Here is a 19,616-nt window from a genome sequence, read left to right as displayed (position 1 = left end):
TTGTCGTAAAAAAACAAAAGGTTATTTTATTTAGCTGGCAGACCAAAATCAATTAAGAAATAACCAATTGTTCCAATGATTATCAACATAGTAAAATTGATGATCGTAAAGTACATGAGGTATTTGCCAGGATTCTTCTTGAAGAAAAATCTATATTGTTTGAAAGCCAAAAGATTAGCTAGTGAACCGACGACAGTTCCCAATCCACCAATATTCGTACCTAAGAAAATAGCATGAACGTATTTGGAGAATTTAGAAACTAAAATCGTAGTTGGAACATTACTAATAAATTGACTAGTTATAATCGATGTTAAGTATGTACTAGTTCTTGTTTGTAAAAACTGGTGTAGATTATTAACAATTGCTGGTTCACGGTTAATATTACCAACGGCAATAAAGAAACACATGAAAATCAATACAATTGAATAATCAACAGATGCTAAAATACGCGGATTGATGAAAATTACTAATAGTAAAGCCGCGATCAATGATCCCCACATTGGGATAACAGAAAAAATCCCCAAAAATATTACTATTGTTACTGCCACTGTTAAAGATAAACTTGGAATATTTAATTCAACAGCAGGCAATTCAGTCAGCTCAATTGGATCTTTTGGAAAAAAGCGAGTTGTTAGAAAAATTGCTGTAAAAGTAATAATCGTTATTGGAGTTGACATAATAAAGAATTGCTTGATACCTAGGTTGAAATGTGTCAACAAGAATAGGTTGTGAGTATTACCAAATGGTGTAAACATACTTCCAAGATTAGCCGCCATAGCAATAATTATGACTGGAAAAATTGGATTAACTTTTATATGCTTAGATAACTGGTAAAATAAAGGAACCAAAGTTAGAATTGTAACATCGTTTGTTAAGAACATAGCTCCAAAAAATGCTAGAGAAGCTAACATAAATATCATCTGTCGCGTCGTTTTGGCTTTGTGTGTCATATACGCCGCGTAATATTTTAGAAAGTCCAAATAATCATAGATTTGGATTATAATCATCATAGATAGTAGTGATGCAAGTGTCTTCCAATTGATGTCCATCATCTGTGGTGGACTGATGAAGATAGATGTTAAAATTGCTGCTGCTCCAGCTATCCACAACACTCTATCTGAAAATACACGTTTTAATACGGCCATTTACGTTTCCCCTACAAAAAAGAAGTACCTTATCTAGTATAAAGATAAAAGTACCGTTAAAAAAGATAATTATATAAAAAATACCAAATTAGTTTCAGATTGTTAGATTTTTGAAAATATTTTTATATAAAAAGCATTATGTATTATAACCTAACTATATTAAATATTAACATGAGGGAGAGGAATAAATGCAAATAATTTTATCGATTTTAATGTTTGTCATTGGAATTGCTATAATGACAATATCATTTAAAGCAAAAAAGGAATCGGTATATTACCTAACCTTGTCGATTGGCGTGGCAATTTTTTTTGCTGCAATTTTCGTTATCTTTCCAAAATAATTAATGCCAAATAAAATAGAAATTGTTATAATCGACCTATCAAATAGGGGAGGGATTTCCATGATTTTGAGACGCACATCTCTTTTGGTCCTTGTCTCAATGCTCGTCAGTGTGATTGAGATGACCGTTGATCCTGGATTTTTCTTTGGAAGAATCTCCTTAGCATTTTCAGGATTATTGATGCTTTTTTTAGCATTACTATTTGTAAGGAACTTGTGGCGATTTAGTTCTAAAAAATGAAAAATAAAACCGCAAAAATGGGAGAGGTTAGTCTAAACGACCAACTTCTCCCATTTTTTATCTAATTATTTTATTTTAATAATCTCCATCAGCAATTTTTTCAAGAGTCGTCTTTGAAGGAATGAAGAATAAGTTACCAGTGATTGGAGTACTGAAATCAAGTAAACGATCACTCTTAGTAAACATATTCGTTAACATTCGATTAGTTACGGCAAAATCTTTGGAGTAACCGATGAAATAAGTTCCGGTGATGTCTTTGGCAGGGTCAGAGAAAGGTACATTCATTCTGACGATTTTATGTTCGACGCCACCTTCTTCATCTTTGGAAGCAACGTTATGCGCATTAGGCAACTTCTCATCGTCATCCAATTCACGATCAGAGAACTTGTGACGTCCAATAGCCTTTTCTTGATCTTCAGTTTTGAGGCTCTTCCAAGCTTCCATGTTGTGAATATATTTTTGAGCAAAAGCATATGAGCCATTGTTAAATTCAGGATCGTCATCAATCAAGGTATAATCCATTGATTCAATACCAGCTGGATTTTCTGTTCCATCGATAAAACCAATAATTGCTCGTCCTTCGATGTATCTAAAACCATGAGTTTCATCTTCAACTGAAGTGATTGGACGTAAAATACCCATAAATTGATCCATTAATTCATAGCAAACGGCCATTTTCTTAGAACGGACATGAATAAAAATATCACCGGGTGTTGAAACAGCGGTGTATTTAGGACCTTTGATTTCCTTAAAGTTCTCTAATTCTTTTGGTTTTGGAGCATTTGGGAAAAGATAGTCCCAAGCATCTGATCCAAATCCCCAAGCAATGTGAGCTTGAGCTTCTGGGTCACGAATTCTCATACTATTAATAATTGAATTGGACATATCAGAAAATTCTGCAATGGCATCCTTTTCGGTTTTCAAATCTTTGTGATTAAGCATCAAGGTTGTAAAAATAACACTTTCGCCGGCATCTTTATACACATCTTGAGCTTTTTTTATATCGACTGTCATGAAATTACCTCCGGAATATTTGTTTATACACTCATACTTTATCATATCCGTATCAAAAGAGTTATATTTAAAATCTACAAAATAAAATTCTTGATAATGTTCTTAATTAAGAGAATAATTAATTTAATAATGAATTTTGATAATTCCCGAAAGGAAGTACAGATATATGTGTACGAGTCTTAGCTTAGGGGCTTTAGATGGCTCAAAATTTTTAGCTAGAACAATGGATTTTGCTTTTGAATTAAATGGCAGACCAACATTTTTGCCTCAAGAATATAAATGGATTTCTTCTTATGATAAGAAAACTTATACAAGTGATTACGCTGTTATGGGGACGGGCGCTAAATATGGTAGTAACTATATGGTGGCTGACGGTTTCAACGAATATGGATTATCAGCAGCAGAATTGTATTTTTCTCACGCTGCTAAATATGAAACAAAACCAACTGAAGGTGAAATCAATTTAGTCGCTGAAGAATTTATTCTTTGGGCTTTAGGTAACAACAAATCAATTGAAGATTTGAAAGAAAATATTAAACAAGTTCACCTAATTGAATCAAATGCCGGAGTAATGGGACAAAATCAACCATTGCACTTTATTTTTAGTGATGCCACTGGTGCAATTTACATCTTGGAACCAGAGGGAAATGGCTTAGTACTTCAAGAAGACAAAGTTGGCGTATTGACTAATACTCCTGATTACAATTGGCACAAGACTAATTTGGCTAACTATTTAGGTGCTCAAACGACTAATTTTGGTGCTAAAAAATTTGGTGATGAAGAAGTCATTCCATTAGGTCAAAATGGTACTTTCAGATTACCTGGTGGGTACACTGCCGTTGACCGTTTTGTCAGAACCGCCTTTATTCGCAATGCTTCTGAAGCACCTAAGGATAATAAGCAAGCCGTTAATACAATTTTGCACATGCTTGATAGTGTGACGATTCCACGCGGTGTTAATATTAAGGACAATGGGGAATCCAGCTATACTCAATACCAAACAGTTTTGGATTTGACTAACAAGATTATGTATTTCGTTCCTTATGGCAATCGCAAAGTTTATGCTACTAAAATGACTGACGATTTGATTAAGAATCAAAAAGAACCAAAAGAATTTCCAATTAGTTTAGATCAAGAATTTGAAGCTTTGAACTAAAAAATAGGCATCTATAAGTAAAATCCGTTAAGGATTGCACTTATAGATGCTTTTTATTTGGCAAAAGGATTATTCTTCAAAACTGAAGTGTAGAAATTAATTTCATTAACGGCTTCATTCAAACGTTTGGCAAAATGGTCGCTGTTTTTAACGTCCAATAAAGTTCCATCTTCAGTGAAATTATCATCAGCATTCCACAATAAGACCGGCGTTGGCAGAACAATCATTTTCAGCATTTGAAGTATTGGTACGATTGACTGAGCTGCCAATATACCACCATCGCTGAAATGTGAATAGGCAATTGTCAAAACAGGTTTGCGATTGACTTCTGGACCCACTAAATCAAGGGCATTTTTCAAAGCTCCAGTAATGGCGTGATCATATTCCGGTGTCAAAATTAAATATCCATCTTGCTGGTTCAATTTTTTTAGCCAATCACTTTCGACGCTGGTCAAGTCGTGAATGTGGTCTTCCAAAGGAGTCTCTTCATGATCGTAAAGTGGCAAAGGGTAGTCACTAAGTTTTATCCAATTGTATTCCACGTCAGCATTACTTTGAATTGTTTTTTGTAAGTATTTAAAAATCTTACTACCAAGTGAATTGTGGCGCGTTGTTCCTAAAATGATTCCAATTTTTATTCCCATAATGTATACCTCTCATATATAAATGTTATATCTAGATGTAAAGATAATGCAAATGATAAAAAATAAAAACTACTATCTAGTCCGGAATAGCAAAGAAAATTGGCTCAGTCGTGCCCACTACGTTCCAGCCAAATTTTCTTTGCTATGGAGGACGGCGTATTACATTGATCTAAATTAAGGACCAATATTTTTTTGGTATGTAAGTTCAATACGGTATAGGATATACTTAGAAAGAAAAATAATCACCATGTTTATAATTGGTGCGACCCAATTTATGAAATGAGGAAAAGTTATGGCTGATTTAGTTTATCAAAAAATTATTACATCATTAAAAAAAGCAATTGATAGTGGAGAGTTCTCGGATATGCGTTTACCTGATGAAAGATCTCTAGCCGAAAGCTATAAAGTTAGTCGAAGTTCAATCAAGCGTGCTTTAGGATTGATGGCTGATCAAGGGATTATCTTTAAGAAGCGTGGATCTGGGACTTTTGTTAATCCATTGTATTTAAAACAAGGTTCATCATTTAACTACAGTGGTAAAAATCTTGGTATTACAGATAGTTTCAACGCTAATGGTCAAAAACCGGGCGTAAAGGTTTTGCAATTTGACGTGGTTCATCCAGATAAAGATTTGCAAGATAATTTGTTTTTAAAGCCTAGTGAATTCGTTTATGCTTTCAAACGTTTACGGTCTTTGGATGATGTACCATTCATGATTGAAACTGGTTACATTCCTATCAAATTAGCACCAGAATTGTCAGAGCAAATTGCTTCTGAATCTATCTTTAATTATGTAGAATCTGAACTAGGCAAAGAAGTTAACAAGACGTATTTGAATATTTCGGCTGAACCTTCGGATGCAGAAGGGAAAGAATTGTTGAATTTAGCTGATAATGAGCCCGTTGGCTTGATGGAAGGAATTTTCTTTTTAGACGATGGAACTCCTTTTGAATTTTCGACAATGAAACTACATTATAAATACTTCAAATATGATTCTTTCGTTGATTTAGCCAATAAGTAAGAGTTTACAAACATTGGAACGCACCAATTTTCAAAATGGTTGACTTTTGCTATAGTTCTCGCTATCATTACAATTGTAAATACATAAGGAGTGTGTGCTGGAATGACAGATTACTCATCAAAAGAATACTTAAATTTAATCGATAAATACTGGCGAGCAGCAAACTACGTTTCTGTTGGTCAATTATATTTAAAAGATAATCCATTATTAAGACGTGAATTAAAAGCTAGTGATGTCAAAGTTCACCCAATCGGACACTGGGGAACTATTGCTGGACAAAACTTTATTTACGCTCATTTGAATCGTGTTATTAATAAATACGGTTTGAAGATGTTCTATATTGAAGGCCCTGGTCATGGTGGTCAAGTAATGGTTTCTAATTCTTACCTCGATGGTAGTTATACAGAAATCTATCCAGAAATTACCCAAGATACTAAGGGTATGCAAAAACTCTTTAAACAATTTTCATTCCCTGGTGGGGTTGCTTCTCATGCTGCTCCAGAAACACCAGGCTCAATGCATGAAGGTGGAGAATTAGGTTATTCTCTATCACACGGTGTCGGGGCTATACTTGATAATCCTGATCAGATTGCCGCAGTAGTCATTGGTGATGGTGAATCAGAAACGGGTCCTTTGGCTGCTTCATGGTTCTCAAATACTTTCATTAATCCGGTTAATGACGGTGCTGTTTTGCCAATTCTAAATCTAAACGGTTTTAAGATTTCTAACCCTACAATCTTGTCACGTAAGAGCGATGAAGATTTGACTAAGTACTTTGAAGGTATGGGTTGGGATCCAATGTTTGTTGAAGGCGATGACCCACAAAAGATGCATCCTGAAATGGCTAAAGTTATGGATAAAGCTATTGAAAAAATTGAAGCTATTCAAACGGAAGCTAGAAAACACCCTGCATCAGAAGCTAAGATGCCTAAGTGGCCGGTAATCATTTTCCGTGCTCCTAAGGGCTGGACTGGTCCTAAGACTTGGGATGGTGAACCAATTGAAGGCTCATTTAGAGCTCACCAAATTCCAATTCCTGTTGATCAAAATGATATGCAACACGCTGATAAATTAGTTGAATGGCTAGAATCTTACAAACCAGAAGAACTATTTGATGAAAATGGTAAATTGGATAGTGACATCGCTGCTATTATTCCTAAGGGACAAGCAAGGATGGCTATGAATCCTATCGTAAATGGTGGAGTTGATCCTAAACCATTGAAACTTCCAGACTACAAGAATTACGCTTTGAAATTTGACAAACCAGGTACTAAAATTGCTCAAGATATGATTGAACTAGGTAAGTATCTCGGCGATGTCATTAAGAATAATGAAAAGAACTTTAGAATCTTTGGACCTGATGAAACGATGTCAAACCGTCTTTACGGCGCATTTGATGCTTCACCTCGTCAATGGATGGAACCAGTTAAGGAACCAAATGATCAATTTGAAGCTCCAGTTGGCCGTATCATCGATTCTCAACTTTCAGAACACCAAGCTGAAGGATTTAACGAAGGTTATACTTTGACAGGACGTCACGGTATTTTCCCAAGTTATGAAGCTTTCTTGAGAGTTGTCGATTCAATGTTGACGCAACACTTCAAGTGGTTGAGAAAAGCTAACGAATTGAGTTGGAGAAACAAGTATCCATCACTAAACGTTATTGCTACATCAACAGCTTTCCAACAAGATCACAACGGTTATACTCACCAAGATCCAGGTATCATTACTCACTTAGCTGAAAAGAAACCTGAATACATTCGCGAATATTTCCCTGCTGACACGAACTCATTGCTTGCTGTTATGCCTAAGATTTTGGATGATCAAGAAAAAATCAACTTATTGGTAACTTCAAAACAACCTAGACTCCAATTCTACTCAATTGAAGAAGGTCAAGAGTTAGCTGATAAAGGTCTTAAGGTAATTGATTGGGCATCAAATGATAACGGTGACCCAGACATCGTTATCGCTGCTGCTGGAACAGAACCAAACCTTGAATCATTAGCTGCTATCAGTATTTTGAGAAAAGCTAAACCAGAGCTCAAGATTAGATTCGTTAACGTTGTTGACTTGTTGAAGTTGAGATCACCAAGGGTTGACCCTCGTGGATTGACTGATGAACAATTCAATGAAATCTTTACTGTTGATAAACCAGTTCTATTCGCATTCCATGGCTTTGAAGACATCATTAAGGAAATCTTCTTTGACCGTGACAATCACAACTTATACGTTCATGGCTATCGTGAAAATGGTGATATTACAACTCCATTTGACATGCGTGTGGTAAATCAAATGGATCGTTTCCACTTGGCAGAAGTTGCTGCCGTTGCTGTTCAAGGTGACGCTGCTAGTGACTTTGCTGACGAAATGGAAGCTAAAGTTGACAAACACAACAAGTACATCCGTGAGTATGGTGATGACTTGCCAGAAGTTAATGATTGGACTTGGGATGTTTAGGATAGATAATCGATTATAGTGTGAAGTGTTAAGCTGCCGTCGTCCGTTCAGCACTGGAAAACGCAGAATGCGGTGGCCACAACTTGGAGCCTTTGCTAAGACCAAAACCGGGCAAAGGCTTCAAGTTTGGGCTTTCACTAAGCGATAAATCGCTAAGTGGAATTTCACGACTGAGCATTTTCCAGTACCTCGCTCCCGACTAGATAGTGATTTCTATCTTTATATAAGTTACTTCAGAAAATTAATAGAAGATATTATTGAAATTACAGTATATTGCTGTATTTCTAGTAATATCTTCTATTTTTTTATGGTGTCACAAAGGAATAAAGTAGTTATTCAGAAAGTATATGTTTGATTCTATCTAAATAGAAGATGGACTCTAGTCGGTAGCGAAAATCCTGTGGCGGCTCAATAGCCAAATTTTCTCTTGGCAATTTATTGCCTAGTGAAAGACCGAGTTTTGAGATTTTGCGCACTTGGTTTATGCAAAAGCTCAAAATCGCGTCGGCTATGTTCCAGCCAGCCACAGGATTTTCGCGGACGACGGCATCCTTATTCAAAATATATTAGAAAAATTAGAAATATAAATTAAAAAATACTGTTCACAATAAATAAACAACTGTCCACAAAGACCACCATATCAGTGCTTGTGGCATAAATAAGTTTAAAAATAATTGTCTAAGTTTAGTTTTAAGAATTCTAAGAAAAGATTTCAAAATAATTTGAATGATTTTCAAAAACATACTGCCAGTAGTAAGAAATCTTTAATTCATTTTAAGAGTACCACTTGGTTTATTAGAAAAGAAATGACAGTTGTAAATAGTCGTCTAAACGCCGGTGTAAAAGGGTTGTAAAACCTTTTTTAGCATGGTATTGTCATCTATGGAAAAAAGAAAAAGACACTAAGGGGTGGATGTTATGACAACAAGAAACGTAAAATTCATGAAAGTAGCACTAATGGCGGTGGTCGCAATTTTATTGATGATGCTATTTGTTTTGCAAAGTCGATACACCATTCCAGCATTTGCTATTGCAGCAATCGCATTAGCTGTCTACTCAGAAGATAGAATTTCAAAGAAACATACATTCAAATTTATTGATTAATCAATCAAATAAAGACTAACTGATAGCAGATCTCATTGAGGTCTGTTTTTTTTGTCAAAAAAAGCCTGAACTCATAATGAATTCAGGTTTCTTTAGTCTGCATAAGGTAATTTGTCATATTCAACATCTTCGCGATTTAAGAGGACGATGTTTTCACCATTAGCTTTACGACGGTCAATATCTTGTTCACCCCAGACACAAAGTTCTTCGAGGATTTTGTTGAGTGAGTGACCATATTCTGTCAGTGAATACTCTACCTTAGGTGGAACTTGACTGAAAACTTTACGAGCAACGATGCCATCGTTTTCAAGTTCTCGTAGTTGTTGCGTTAACATTTTTTGCGTGATATTAGGGATGGCACGACGTAATTGACCAGTCCGCATCTTACCATGCTTTAAGTGACAGAGGATGATAGGCTTCCACTTGCCACCGATAATTCTCATAGTATTTTCAACCCCGATATTATAAACAGCTTGTTTCATGAAAGTTTTCCTCCATTAAGTAAGTGTTATCTTACCACCGTCAATGTTTCTTAGCAATTTTCTAAATCTAAATCTTCAACCTTGACGTTATTTTCCATTTTGATCAATACTCCAATCAATAAAATACCGACGACAAGCATGGCAACGCCTAACCAAGGAGTGTTGACTAATTGATTGTGAGCAACGGCTTGTCCGCCAATCGTTGATCCTAAAGTGATTCCAACATTAAAAGCTGAGATGTTCAAAGCTGAAGCCAAAGGAACTTCATTGGGTGTGTATTTTTCAGCTAATTGGACGATATAAAGTTGCAATCCAGGCACATTCATGAAAGCAAATAGCCCTAACAACATTACTGCTAAAAGTCCTAAGAAGTGAAGATTAATAAAGAATCTCATTACAACCAAAGCGACACCTAAGCCGACAAACATTTTGAGTAGAGCAGTTAAAGGACGTTTGTTAGCCCATTTACCACCCAAAGTATTACCAACTGCGACGGCTACTCCATAAAAAATCAAAATGATAACGATGGCGTTTTGCGACCAATTCATATTCTTATTCAAGATAGTTGTAAGGTAAGTGTAAACTGGAAAAGTTGCTCCGTAGCCTAAAGCAGTAATTAGAAGAATCAAAAGCAATTGTGGTTGTTTTAAAATTCTCCAAATACCTTTGACACTAGTGGGTTTAGGCAAAGGTAATTCGTTTGGTACGAGGATGATGTTAGTAATCAAACCAACTAATCCCAAAGCTACTAAGAAGAAAAATGATAATCTCCAACCGAAGGTATTTCCAATAAAAGTCCCAATCGGAACACCGGTAATGGTTGCAACTGTTAATCCAGTAAACATAACGGCAATTGCTGAAGCACGTTTGTTAGGAGCTACGACATCAGCTGCAATCAAAGATGCAATCGTCATAAAAATTCCGTGGGACAAAGCAGCAATGACACGTCCGGCCAAAAGAATCGCAAAGCTAGGAGCTAGTGCTGCTAAAGTATTTCCAATGATAAAACTAATCATGATACCAATCAGTAATTTCTTGCGATCCCAACGATTAGTTAATAAAGCTAAAATTGGAGCGCCAAACATAATTCCTGTAGCGTAAATGGAAACAGTTAGACCTCCTTGTACAAGAGAAATGCCAAAAGTTTTCGTAAGTAAAGGCATAATTCCAACACTAATAAATTCCGTCGATCCAATGGCAAAAGCACTGATAGCTAATGACAAAAGAATCCAAGTAGATGATATTTTCTTGTTCATAATTTCTGACCCCTATAGTTAAAATTTGAGTATGTGTAACAGTATAGGGGGTTGAGATAAATAAACAATTACGCACTATAAAGTGCTGTAGGTACTAAAAAGTACCTAATGGACTAAATATGCCGTCGTCCGCAAAAATCCTGTGGCTGGCTGGAACATAGCCGACGCGATTTTGAGCTTTTGCATAAACCAAGTGCGCAAAATCTTAAAACTCGGTCTTTACCTAAGCGATAAATCGCTAAGGAAAATTTGGCTATTGAGCCGCCACAGAATTTTTGCTCCCGACTAGAGTCCTTTTTCTACCTAGATGGAGTTAGACACAATTTTTGCAATATACTGCAGTTCCAATAATATCCTTGATTAAAATTATTTAATAAACTTATTGACATCCTAATTTTTAAATGCTTTACTATTCATTGTAAATTGAAAAGAGGAATTTTATTATGAAAACTAATAATCAATACTCACATTTAAATAATCAATTTGCCTTTAGCTTTTTCTTTAGATAGCGTTTGTATCCTTTCGTTGGATACGGACGCGTACGTGTTCGTATCTATCGAATGGCTAAAGCTTTTAAGCATGTTTAATAAGCCAGATAGATACAGGGTTGAATCTATCTGGAGAAAATATTTCGGGCCCGTGTATTTAAACCAGTTAGATTCTAATCTGAATCTAGCTGGTTTTTTTATACTTCGGGAGGATTAAATAATGAAAAAATCAATTATCAGTTTGTTAACAATTGCCATGGTGGCTTTAGTTTTAGTGGGATGTTCTAATAATTCAACATCAAGTAAGGAATTAAATGTCGGTATTTTGCAGATTGTGCCACACGGTTCACTCGATGCCGCTAGAAAAGGTTTCAAACAAGAACTTAATCAAGAAATAAAAAAACACGATAAATCAATTAAAGTAAATTACAACTATCAAAATGCTCAAGGAGATCAATCCAATTTGAACTCGATGGCACAACAATTGACACAAAAGAAAAATGACTTGATTTTGGGAATTGCTACACCATCAGCTCAAGCACTTGCCAAGAAGACTAAATCAACACCAATCGTAGTAACAGCGGTCACTAATTTGCAGAGTGCCGGATTGGTTAAATCAGATAAGAAACCTGGTACTAATGTCACAGGAACTAAGGACCTTGGACCAGTTGATAAACAAGTGAAACTATTGACAACTCTGACTAAAGGAAATAAACCAATTGGAGTCTTGTACAACTCATCAGAAGAAAATTCCGTGCTTCAAGTCAAGATGGTCAAAAAATATGCTAAGAATCACAATTTGAAATTAAATGTTGTCAGTGTAACTAGTACCAACGATGTTGCCAGTGCCGTATCAGGAATGGCTGACAAAGTTTCCGGAATCTATCTACCAACTGATAATTTGATGGCAAGCTCGATGAAGACTATCGGTAAAAAAGCTCGTGAAGCTAAGTTGCCTGTAGTTACCGGATCAATTGAAATGGCCGAAGATGGTGGAACTGCAACTTATGGAATCAATTATGAAGATTTAGGCAAACAGACAGCTAAGATGGCTTACAAGATTTTGATCGACAAAAAGAAGCCTCAAAATATGCCTGTTGAAACTTCACATACTTTAAGACTTTACGTTAACAAAACTTATGCTAAAGAAATTGGCTTAAATCCTGATCAAATTAAACAACCTTAGGAGGTAAACTTATGATTATTTCAAGTCTTGGACAAGGATTATTGTGGGCACCCTTAGCAATAGGTGTTTTCATTACATTTAGAATTTTAGATATTCCTGATTTGACGACTGAAGGCAGTTTTCCCTTCGGGGCTGCGGTAGCGGTCAGTTTAATGATAAAAGGCCAAACGGCTATCACAGCATCGTTAGTAGGATTTCTGGCTGGTTGTATAGCAGGATTGATTACAGGATTACTAGACACTAAATTGCGTATTCCTTCACTATTAGCAGGAATTTTGACAATGACGGGTTTGTATTCAATCAACATGCACATTATGGGAAAGTCAAATGTTCCTTTGCTAAATGAGAAAGTTTTGACGGAATATTTGCCAAGTTGGAATTTGGATATTCAAACGATAATTTTAGGCTTGATTGTTACTGGTCTAGTCGTAGGTTTATTGTATTTGATGTTCAAAACTAGACTAGGATTGTCATTGATGGCAACTGGTAACAACAAAGAAATGTCGAGTGCTAATGGAATAAATACTGATGGGATGATAATTTTTGGCTACATGATCTCTAACGGTTTGATTGCCCTATCTGGAGCCTTGATTGCTCAAAGTAATGGATACGCTGATATCGGAATGGGAATTGGTACGATCGTTATCGGTTTAGCTTCAGTTTTAGTTGGAGAAATCTTTTTACGAGGTCACAATATTTTAACTAGATTGGTAGCGATGGTCGTTGGGGCAATTGTTTATCGGTTATTGCTAACAGTAGCGATGAGCTTAGGTTTCCCAGCCGATGATTTGAAGATTTTATCAGCCGTTATTTTAGTAGTCGTTATCTGTGTACCAATTATCCAAAATAGGATTCAAACCAAGCGTCAATTGAAAAAATATTTACAACAAATGGAGGCAAAAGATGATGAAAGTTCTACAAGTACAGCACCTACAAAAGGTATTCTTTCCCGGGACTGAAAATGAGCGTCACGTACTAAAAAATATTAATTTACAAGTAAACGAAGGCGACTTCATTGCCGTAATTGGCAATAATGGAGCAGGTAAATCAACATTGTTAAATACGATTGCCGGGACTTTGTCAGCTGACAGTGGAGAGATTGACTTGGCTGATCACAATGTTTCCAAAAAATCAGTTGCCTATAGGTCTCGTTGGATGTCACGAGTCTTCCAAGATCCTAAAATGGGAACTGCTGGAGATTTAACCGTTTTGCAAAATTTAGTCTTGGCCCAAAGTCATACGAATACAGCTAATTTACATTGGTACCAAAAGAAGGATGATGTTAAAAAATATCAAGAACTCTTAAAAACTTTAAATATGGGCTTAGAAAACTTCTTGAATACCCAAGTAAAATATCTTTCTGGTGGTCAAAGACAGGCTTTATCATTGTTGATGGCAACTTTAAGTCAACCAAAATTGTTGTTGTTAGACGAACATACTGCTGCACTTGATCCTAAAACTAGTCAGGAAGTCATGAAAATTACTGATGAAATGGTACAGAGAAAACATTTAACGACGATGATGATTACACACAAGATGTCTGATGCTTTAAAATATGGCAACCGTTTAATCATGGTTCAAGATGGTCAAATCAAATTAGATGTTAAAGGTGAAGCTAAGCAATCTTTAGAAAAAGAGCAACTATTAGCAGCCTTTGCATAACAAAAAAGCTAGTCACTGAAGTAGAGATCAGTAACTAGCTTTTTAATTCTAATCCATTTATCAGGGGGGAAGGATGGATTGTTCTGTTATGTTTTAGTGAGAATCATTAATTTATATATATGAAGATTATTTATAGGGGGGATAAGTTAAAGCTTTTTGATTTCCTTTAACTTACAAGTACATCATAACGAGTAAATGTGAAGAAAGTATGATGCCAATGTTTCAAAAATTGGAAGAATAAATTTATTCGAGATAAATCTTCTTCAAACTATTGATTTCTGACTCAGTTACCCCTATTTCGTTTTTGATATACTTATCTATGTTACCGTATTCCTTGTCGATAGTTCTCATAGCTGTGGCTAAATAATTAGTATGAACGGTCATTAAGTCGTGAACTGAACTGAGTACGTCAGGATCGGTGTAACCTTTTTCCTTTAACATAGAAAGTAAGTTTGTAACGTATTCTTTGTTGGCCTTGTTAGTTAATAAATAATCTTCTTTAATAGTTTCAAATGGTACTCCCAAAGCTTGCAAGAAGAAAACGGCTCCCATACCAGTTCTATCTTTACCGGCACTGCAATGGAAGATCAATGATTCATCTTTACCAGTATTTAGTAATAATTGGTTAAAGAATTTACGATAAGCTGCTTTTGCGGAATCTCCTGTGATAATATCACGGTAAACAGCAATCATGTGGGCATAGCCATCAGTTGGATCACCGTCGATTTCAGGGATGTAGCCTTCACTTTGGACCTCAGATGATTTTGTTTCATCCTCTTGGAATACTGGAGCCCAAACGTAACGAACGCCACTAGGACGCTTGTCAGGCTTTTTATCAACTTCTTGCTTAGAACGGAAGTCGACATCGATCTTTAAGCCGTAATCCTTGAGAAATTTCAAATCATTGTCAGTCAAATCGGCCAAACCGGCAGATCTTAATATTTTGTGATATTTTACAGTTTTACCATCACTAGTTTTGTAGCCGCCAAGTTCACGGAAATTAACGCCTTTTTCAAGGTTTAAAACACGTTCATTATCGTTAGCCATCTTAATTACCTCTCAATATTTTTCTACGTACTATATATAACAAAAAGGAAGAGTTATCCTCATTATGAAGTTCATTATTGCGCCTGGAAAATACGGCAATCATATTAGCTCGAAAAAAATTGGTCAAGCCATTTATAGTGGTATTTCTCGCGCTTTGCCAAGTGCTGAAATTGTGACCATGCCAGTAACTGACAGTAAATATGGCATGCCAGCTTTAGTTGAACATACTATTGGTGGCAAGTGGGTCAAGCTGTCTCTTTTTGATGCTTTTTGGGAAGAGAAGACGGGCCAATATTTGGTTACTAGCATTGATAGTCAAAATACCGCAATTATTGATTCCGAACAAGTCGTAGGCGTAGATTTAGCAAAGAATAAAAGTCGAAATCAGTTGTTCCACGCTACGAGTTATGGTATGGGTGAATTAGTGGTCGATGCAGTCACGAGTGGATTGAGAAATATTGTGATTTGTCTAGGTAAGACGGCAGTGGCTGATGGTGGTTTAGGAGCTTTACAAGCCTTAGGAGCAAAGATTTACGATGATGATGGTCAATTAGTTCCAGAAGGTGAAAACCCACTGATAAGTGCTGATAGAATCGATTTAGAGGATGTCTTTGAATTATTGGGCAGTCGGACTAAAATTACCGTTTTATTGAATTATTCTAGTTCTTACAAATTGTGTGATGAAGTGGAGTATCTCAATGAAGCTCAAGAAGGATTTTTGGAAGATAATTTAGTTTATATTAGCGAAAAAATGAATCAGAAGTATAATTTAGATGTACACCCAATGCCACATTCGGATTCAATCAAGACATTGGCAGGGGCGTTTGCAATGATTAATGCACGAATTTTGCGATCATCATTTGAGTGGGTCAGTAAAGTTACAGGGATGGATTCAATCATTCGAACGGCTGATATTTTAATTACTGCGACGGATAAAATATCGGGTGAATCGATGCATGATGATATCTTGTACCATTTGAGTCGTACGGCTGGCGATGAGAAAATTCCGACTTTTGTTTTGTGTAATAATTTTGTTGATAATTTTCAAAATTACGAGCAAATGTTTACAGGCATCTTTTCCACACAGATGACGGAGTACGATGATGAGATTACTATCTTTGAGAATTATGAATCGGTCGCAAATCAATTAACAAGAACTCTTTTGGCATTAAAATGACACAATTTATTGAATAATATAATTGAATGCATTAATCTTAAAACAAAGGAATCTATTAAGCGCATTGGAGGATTGAATTATGGAACAAGATTATAAGAAGATTTTGGTTCCGGTAGATGGATCAAAAGAAGCTGAAATGGCTTTTAAGAAGGCCGTAAAAGTTGCACAAATGAACGGTGGACATCTAGATGTGTTGACTGTTCTGGACACTAAACAATTCATCGGATTACATGGTGGAATGCTTAACGGAGATGTGATTTACCAACTATCCGAAGATGCCCAAAAGTATCTTAACGAACTAAAAGATGGTGCTGTTAAGAATGGCTTTAATGAAGATGATATTGCTATTCACGTTCGTTTCGGAGAGCCAAAGACAGTTATTTCTCAAGAATTTATCGAAGAATACGAAAATGATTTGATCATGATCGGTTCAACTGGTATGAATGCTGTAACTAGATTATTGGTCGGTTCAGTTTCTGAATACGTTACAAGAAATGCTAGAACAGACGTTATCATTGTTAGAACTGATACTAATAACGATAAAATTTAACTAATAAACAAATGAGCTGGCAAATAGCCGGCTTTTTTCATGGAGAAAAACTATGCGATGTAATTGGGCCAATAGTTCGAAGGAAATGCAACAATATCACGACACTGAGTGGGGCAAACCTAATCACGATGAAACTTACTTTTTTGAGATGTTAACATTAGAATCTGCACAAGCAGGATTATCTTGGTCGACGATTATTAAACGAAGAGCGACGTATCGTCTAGCCTATGATGACTTTGATATCGATAAAGTAGCTCACTACACAAACACTAAAAAAGCGTCTCTACTGCAAGATAAAGGGATTATTCGCAATCGTCTCAAAGTCGATTCTTCCATCAACAATGCTCAAATTATCGAAAAAATGCATCAAAATGGAGAAAAATTTTCGGATTATATTTGGAATTTTGTTGATAATGAACCGATAATTAATCATTATAGTGATATGGATGAAATGCCGGCACAGACTGATTTATCACAAAGGATTAGCAAAGATTTGAAAAAACGTGGTTTTCGATTCGTTGGACCTACAATTATTTACTCTTTTTTGCAAGCAGTGGGAGTTATTAATGACCATTTAGATTCCTGTGATTTTAAATAAAAATTAGTATAATGGTATTGAAGACGGAGGATAATTTATGAATTCTGAAACTATTAGCAATTTGGCCGACTGGCTTTATACAAACAGAAAAAAGATTGAAGACAAATCAGAAAAATTTGATGCTCAAAGAGTTTACGATATTTTGGACTCATTAGAAGTTTTGAGAAAGCCTATCAAAGAATATTTTGATATGACTGAAGATGACTACTATCAAAATGAATCTGACCATCGTTTAACATTACAAGATCCTGATCAAAAATTAAGTGAATTGCACGATCGTGTACAAGTAAATCACGTTGATGGTTCGCTTGAAGGACACGATATCAATTTTACATACAATCATGAGGATCCATATGCGGAAAAAGAATATCAAGTTAAGACTGACATCGACTTGATTAATTATTCTTTTACCGTTATTGGTGCTGTTTACGACAATACTATCGTCGCCGATGTAAGAAATTCTATTTCTAAAGATGCAATCCTATCAATTGGATTAGCAGCTCACGCTGTTGAGGAATGGCAATAATGAAATTAATATCAGTCAATGACTTGTCATTGCAAATTGAGGGCTACTTTGCATTTAAGCATGTAGCTTTTTCTTTATCTCAAAACGAAATAATTGGTATTAACGGCGATAATGGTAGTGGTAAAACGCAGCTTTTAGAGGCAATTGTGAGCAATAAAACACCAGATAGTGGGACGATCGATTATACTCCAGGCGTTAGAATTGGTTATTTACCTCAGGAAAATCCTCAAGTGATCGAACAGAGTACGGGTAAATATCTGGAAGAGATGAGACGTTTGTCCAAAAAATTGGCTGTCCGTAAAGATCAACTTCAAGCAATGATCACTTACATGGGGTTGAGTCCATATTTGGATACACCAGTCAATCAACTGTCACTCGGATTAAAAAGGCAAGTGGACTTTTTGTCTGCTGTGGCTGGTCATCCTAATGTCTTAGTTTTAGATGAACCCTTCGCATTTCAAAGTGAAAAGACTATTCAAAGAATGTTAGATTTGATAATAGACTTAAAGAATAACAATTCTGGCATTATTTTGTCGGCAACACAGTTTGATAAAAGAATTGCTACAAATTTTGACCAACTTTATTTATTAGATGGCGATTTAAAAAATATCGCAGCCGAGCAGAAAAATGAGCCGGTTAGTTTGTTAGTTTTCCATGTCAGTCCTAATTCAATGGCAATCACTCCTGACGTTGAGGACTTTTTGGTTTCTAATCAGGATAATCAAATTGAATTAGAGGTCCCACTAAAAAAGAGACAGATAATTTTAAATAAGATGGTGCAATTAAATTATCAATTCGAAGGGATGAGAAAAATTGAAAATTAGAATTTTATTGAAAAGTTATTTACAGCTATATTTTCAAAACTTTTTATATTTAACGATGCTATTTTCAATCATTGCTTTTGAATTATTAGCAAATCATCTACTAGAAATTGGTAATTTGAAAAAATTTAGTTTATTGTTAATAGCAATGTTTATCCTGTCACTTTTTTCGACTATGAATCTTTACTACAATGACAGTCGACAGAACAAATACTTGAAGCAAAAGATCAATAGTCATTGGGCTGATTGGTCGAGTCAATTGTTAGTTGCAGTCATAACAAATTTGTTTTCGAGTATTTTGATTTTTATTTTTAGCTTACTTTTAAGAGATAATGTTTTAGTAGACTTTGTTGGAATCTTGGGCCTTTTTAGTGTAGGATTTTTGGGCAGCGGAATCGCAACCTTGTTTCAAACTCAGTGGTACGATCATTCCACAGTTGGCCAAATTGGCGTATTGCTCTTTATTTATTTAGCATTTTCCGGCAGTGTCGTGAATATTTTGACTGCAGTGGAGTGGCTATTACCTCCTTTATCAAAAATAATAATGACTTTGCAAGTTACTTCTTCAATAACAAAACTTTTGCCGATAGTTGGGCAAACGTTATTGTATGCAATGATTCTATTTTTTATAAGCGGATTAGTTTATAAAAAAAACAGAAAAAACGCATAAAAGTATTGCAATGTTATAGTAAATTCTGTTT

The 19,616-nt window shown here is 35.5% G+C and carries 21 protein-coding genes; 15 read left to right on the top strand and 6 right to left on the bottom strand.

The window, feature by feature from the left end:
• Nucleotides 1–26 precede the first annotated feature (26 nt).
• Entirely contained in the window at nucleotides 27–1,145 is a 1,119-nt protein-coding gene (locus tag FC88_RS10285; protein WP_057815309.1) for an SLC13 family permease, read from the bottom strand.
• 188 nt (nucleotides 1,146–1,333) lie between these two features.
• Here FC88_RS10285 and FC88_RS12935 point away from each other — a divergent pair, with 188 nt between their 5' ends.
• On the top strand, nucleotides 1,334–1,486 hold the full coding sequence (locus tag FC88_RS12935) for a DUF6095 family protein (protein WP_157060464.1): 153 nt from the start codon (nucleotides 1,334–1,336) through the stop codon (nucleotides 1,484–1,486).
• A gap of 315 nt (nucleotides 1,487–1,801) precedes the next feature.
• On the opposite strand, the gene FC88_RS10275 is transcribed toward FC88_RS12935, so the two are convergent.
• On the bottom strand, nucleotides 1,802–2,740 hold the full coding sequence (locus tag FC88_RS10275) for a Dyp-type peroxidase (RefSeq protein ID WP_057815305.1): 939 nt from the start codon (nucleotides 2,738–2,740) through the stop codon (nucleotides 1,802–1,804).
• 166 nt (nucleotides 2,741–2,906) lie between these two features.
• Here FC88_RS10275 and FC88_RS10270 point away from each other — a divergent pair, with 166 nt between their 5' ends.
• Entirely contained in the window at nucleotides 2,907–3,896 is a 990-nt protein-coding gene (locus tag FC88_RS10270; protein ID WP_057815303.1) for a choloylglycine hydrolase family protein, read from the top strand.
• A 53-nt stretch (nucleotides 3,897–3,949) separates the two neighbouring features.
• On the opposite strand, the gene FC88_RS10265 is transcribed toward FC88_RS10270, so the two are convergent.
• The gene (locus FC88_RS10265; protein ID WP_057815301.1) at nucleotides 3,950–4,540 is read right to left on the bottom strand and encodes an NADPH-dependent FMN reductase; all 591 of its coding nucleotides are present in this window, start codon (nucleotides 4,538–4,540) and stop codon (nucleotides 3,950–3,952) included.
• Nucleotides 4,541–4,832: 292 nt separating this feature from the next.
• Here FC88_RS10265 and FC88_RS10260 point away from each other — a divergent pair, with 292 nt between their 5' ends.
• From FC88_RS10260 to FC88_RS10250, 4 genes are all read left to right on the top strand, one after another.
• A complete protein-coding gene (locus tag FC88_RS10260; RefSeq protein WP_057815300.1) occupies nucleotides 4,833–5,561 on the top strand; it encodes a GntR family transcriptional regulator in 729 nt (242 codons plus the stop codon).
• 102 nt (nucleotides 5,562–5,663) lie between these two features.
• On the top strand, nucleotides 5,664–8,018 hold the full coding sequence (locus FC88_RS10255) for a phosphoketolase family protein (protein ID WP_057815297.1): 2,355 nt from the start codon (nucleotides 5,664–5,666) through the stop codon (nucleotides 8,016–8,018).
• Between the two features lie 674 nt (nucleotides 8,019–8,692).
• A complete protein-coding gene (locus tag FC88_RS12930) occupies nucleotides 8,693–8,872 on the top strand; it encodes a hypothetical protein (RefSeq protein ID WP_149029783.1) in 180 nt (59 codons plus the stop codon).
• Between the two features lie 64 nt (nucleotides 8,873–8,936).
• Nucleotides 8,937–9,122 carry a hypothetical protein gene (locus FC88_RS10250; protein ID WP_057815295.1) on the top strand — a complete coding sequence of 62 codons (186 nt, stop codon included), beginning with the start codon at nucleotides 8,937–8,939 and terminating at the stop codon, nucleotides 9,120–9,122.
• A gap of 92 nt (nucleotides 9,123–9,214) precedes the next feature.
• Here the strand turns inward: FC88_RS10250 and FC88_RS10245 are convergent, their stop codons facing one another.
• Both FC88_RS10245 and FC88_RS10240 read right to left on the bottom strand, forming a co-directional pair.
• A complete protein-coding gene (locus FC88_RS10245) occupies nucleotides 9,215–9,604 on the bottom strand; it encodes a winged helix-turn-helix transcriptional regulator (RefSeq protein WP_057815293.1) in 390 nt (129 codons plus the stop codon).
• Between the two features lie 50 nt (nucleotides 9,605–9,654).
• Nucleotides 9,655–10,860, bottom strand: coding sequence for an MFS transporter (locus FC88_RS10240; protein ID WP_057815289.1), 1,206 nt, complete (start codon nucleotides 10,858–10,860; stop codon nucleotides 9,655–9,657).
• Between the two features lie 708 nt (nucleotides 10,861–11,568).
• Between FC88_RS10240 and FC88_RS10235 the strand changes: the two genes are divergently transcribed.
• The 3 genes from FC88_RS10235 to FC88_RS10225 are packed head-to-tail and all read left to right on the top strand — an operon-like array spanning nucleotide 11,569 to nucleotide 14,196.
• Nucleotides 11,569–12,534 carry an ABC transporter substrate-binding protein gene (locus FC88_RS10235; RefSeq protein ID WP_057815287.1) on the top strand — a complete coding sequence of 322 codons (966 nt, stop codon included), beginning with the start codon at nucleotides 11,569–11,571 and terminating at the stop codon, nucleotides 12,532–12,534.
• Between the two features lie 11 nt (nucleotides 12,535–12,545).
• Nucleotides 12,546–13,493 (top strand): ABC transporter permease, encoded by a 948-nt coding sequence (locus FC88_RS10230; protein ID WP_057815285.1) that lies wholly within the window; start codon nucleotides 12,546–12,548, stop codon nucleotides 13,491–13,493.
• On the top strand, nucleotides 13,438–14,196 hold the full coding sequence (locus FC88_RS10225) for an ABC transporter ATP-binding protein (RefSeq protein WP_057815283.1): 759 nt from the start codon (nucleotides 13,438–13,440) through the stop codon (nucleotides 14,194–14,196). Before FC88_RS10230 ends, FC88_RS10225 begins: the two co-directional genes overlap by 56 nt.
• 243 nt (nucleotides 14,197–14,439) lie before the next feature.
• Here the strand turns inward: FC88_RS10225 and FC88_RS10220 are convergent, their stop codons facing one another.
• Nucleotides 14,440–15,243 (bottom strand): tyrosine-protein phosphatase, encoded by an 804-nt coding sequence (locus FC88_RS10220; protein WP_057815281.1) that lies wholly within the window; start codon nucleotides 15,241–15,243, stop codon nucleotides 14,440–14,442.
• A gap of 64 nt (nucleotides 15,244–15,307) precedes the next feature.
• Between FC88_RS10220 and FC88_RS10215 the strand changes: the two genes are divergently transcribed.
• The 6 genes from FC88_RS10215 to FC88_RS10190 all read left to right on the top strand — a co-directional run bounded on the left by FC88_RS10215 (nucleotide 15,308) and on the right by FC88_RS10190 (nucleotide 19,585).
• Nucleotides 15,308–16,420 (top strand): glycerate kinase, encoded by a 1,113-nt coding sequence (locus FC88_RS10215; RefSeq protein ID WP_057815279.1) that lies wholly within the window; start codon nucleotides 15,308–15,310, stop codon nucleotides 16,418–16,420.
• A gap of 79 nt (nucleotides 16,421–16,499) precedes the next feature.
• On the top strand, nucleotides 16,500–16,970 hold the full coding sequence (locus FC88_RS10210) for a universal stress protein (protein WP_010021075.1): 471 nt from the start codon (nucleotides 16,500–16,502) through the stop codon (nucleotides 16,968–16,970).
• 52 nt (nucleotides 16,971–17,022) lie between these two features.
• On the top strand, nucleotides 17,023–17,568 hold the full coding sequence (locus FC88_RS10205; RefSeq protein ID WP_057815277.1) for a DNA-3-methyladenine glycosylase I: 546 nt from the start codon (nucleotides 17,023–17,025) through the stop codon (nucleotides 17,566–17,568).
• A gap of 37 nt (nucleotides 17,569–17,605) precedes the next feature.
• Nucleotides 17,606–18,094: a hypothetical protein gene (locus FC88_RS10200; RefSeq protein WP_057815276.1), complete on the top strand. Its 489-nt coding sequence runs from the start codon at nucleotides 17,606–17,608 to the stop codon at nucleotides 18,092–18,094.
• Nucleotides 18,094–18,918 (top strand): ATP-binding cassette domain-containing protein, encoded by an 825-nt coding sequence (locus FC88_RS10195; protein WP_057815274.1) that lies wholly within the window; start codon nucleotides 18,094–18,096, stop codon nucleotides 18,916–18,918. The genes FC88_RS10200 and FC88_RS10195 overlap by 1 nt, the downstream gene beginning before the upstream one ends.
• Nucleotides 18,908–19,585 carry a hypothetical protein gene (locus FC88_RS10190; RefSeq protein ID WP_057815272.1) on the top strand — a complete coding sequence of 226 codons (678 nt, stop codon included), beginning with the start codon at nucleotides 18,908–18,910 and terminating at the stop codon, nucleotides 19,583–19,585. Before FC88_RS10195 ends, FC88_RS10190 begins: the two co-directional genes overlap by 11 nt.
• Nucleotides 19,586–19,616 lie beyond the last annotated feature (31 nt).

The organism is Companilactobacillus futsaii JCM 17355 (genome assembly GCF_001435505.1).
Classification (GTDB): domain Bacteria; phylum Bacillota; class Bacilli; order Lactobacillales; family Lactobacillaceae; genus Companilactobacillus; species Companilactobacillus futsaii.
The sequence above is the reverse complement of the archived record's forward strand: the minus strand, read 5'-3'. Positions and strand labels throughout refer to the sequence as shown.

Bases quoted from the DNA above. Each gene is read 5' to 3' on its own strand.
- FC88_RS10285 (WP_057815309.1), bottom strand. From the start codon at position 1,145: ATGGCCGTATTAAAACGTGTATTTTCAGATAGAGTGTTGTGGATAGCT.
- FC88_RS12935 (WP_157060464.1), top strand. From the start codon at position 1,334: ATGCAAATAATTTTATCGATTTTAATGTTTGTCATTGGAATTGCTATA.
- FC88_RS10275 (WP_057815305.1), bottom strand. From the start codon at position 2,740: ATGACAGTCGATATAAAAAAAGCTCAAGATGTGTATAAAGATGCCGGC.
- FC88_RS10270 (WP_057815303.1), top strand. From the start codon at position 2,907: ATGTGTACGAGTCTTAGCTTAGGGGCTTTAGATGGCTCAAAATTTTTA.
- FC88_RS10265 (WP_057815301.1), bottom strand. From the start codon at position 4,540: ATGGGAATAAAAATTGGAATCATTTTAGGAACAACGCGCCACAATTCA.
- FC88_RS10260 (WP_057815300.1), top strand. From the start codon at position 4,833: ATGGCTGATTTAGTTTATCAAAAAATTATTACATCATTAAAAAAAGCA.
- FC88_RS10255 (WP_057815297.1), top strand. From the start codon at position 5,664: ATGACAGATTACTCATCAAAAGAATACTTAAATTTAATCGATAAATAC.
- FC88_RS10250 (WP_057815295.1), top strand. From the start codon at position 8,937: ATGACAACAAGAAACGTAAAATTCATGAAAGTAGCACTAATGGCGGTG.
- FC88_RS10245 (WP_057815293.1), bottom strand. From the start codon at position 9,604: ATGAAACAAGCTGTTTATAATATCGGGGTTGAAAATACTATGAGAATT.
- FC88_RS10240 (WP_057815289.1), bottom strand. From the start codon at position 10,860: ATGAACAAGAAAATATCATCTACTTGGATTCTTTTGTCATTAGCTATC.
- FC88_RS10235 (WP_057815287.1), top strand. From the start codon at position 11,569: ATGAAAAAATCAATTATCAGTTTGTTAACAATTGCCATGGTGGCTTTA.
- FC88_RS10230 (WP_057815285.1), top strand. From the start codon at position 12,546: ATGATTATTTCAAGTCTTGGACAAGGATTATTGTGGGCACCCTTAGCA.
- FC88_RS10225 (WP_057815283.1), top strand. From the start codon at position 13,438: ATGATGAAAGTTCTACAAGTACAGCACCTACAAAAGGTATTCTTTCCC.
- FC88_RS10220 (WP_057815281.1), bottom strand. From the start codon at position 15,243: ATGGCTAACGATAATGAACGTGTTTTAAACCTTGAAAAAGGCGTTAAT.
- FC88_RS10215 (WP_057815279.1), top strand. From the start codon at position 15,308: ATGAAGTTCATTATTGCGCCTGGAAAATACGGCAATCATATTAGCTCG.
- FC88_RS10210 (WP_010021075.1), top strand. From the start codon at position 16,500: ATGGAACAAGATTATAAGAAGATTTTGGTTCCGGTAGATGGATCAAAA.
- FC88_RS10205 (WP_057815277.1), top strand. From the start codon at position 17,023: ATGCGATGTAATTGGGCCAATAGTTCGAAGGAAATGCAACAATATCAC.
- FC88_RS10200 (WP_057815276.1), top strand. From the start codon at position 17,606: ATGAATTCTGAAACTATTAGCAATTTGGCCGACTGGCTTTATACAAAC.
- FC88_RS10195 (WP_057815274.1), top strand. From the start codon at position 18,094: ATGAAATTAATATCAGTCAATGACTTGTCATTGCAAATTGAGGGCTAC.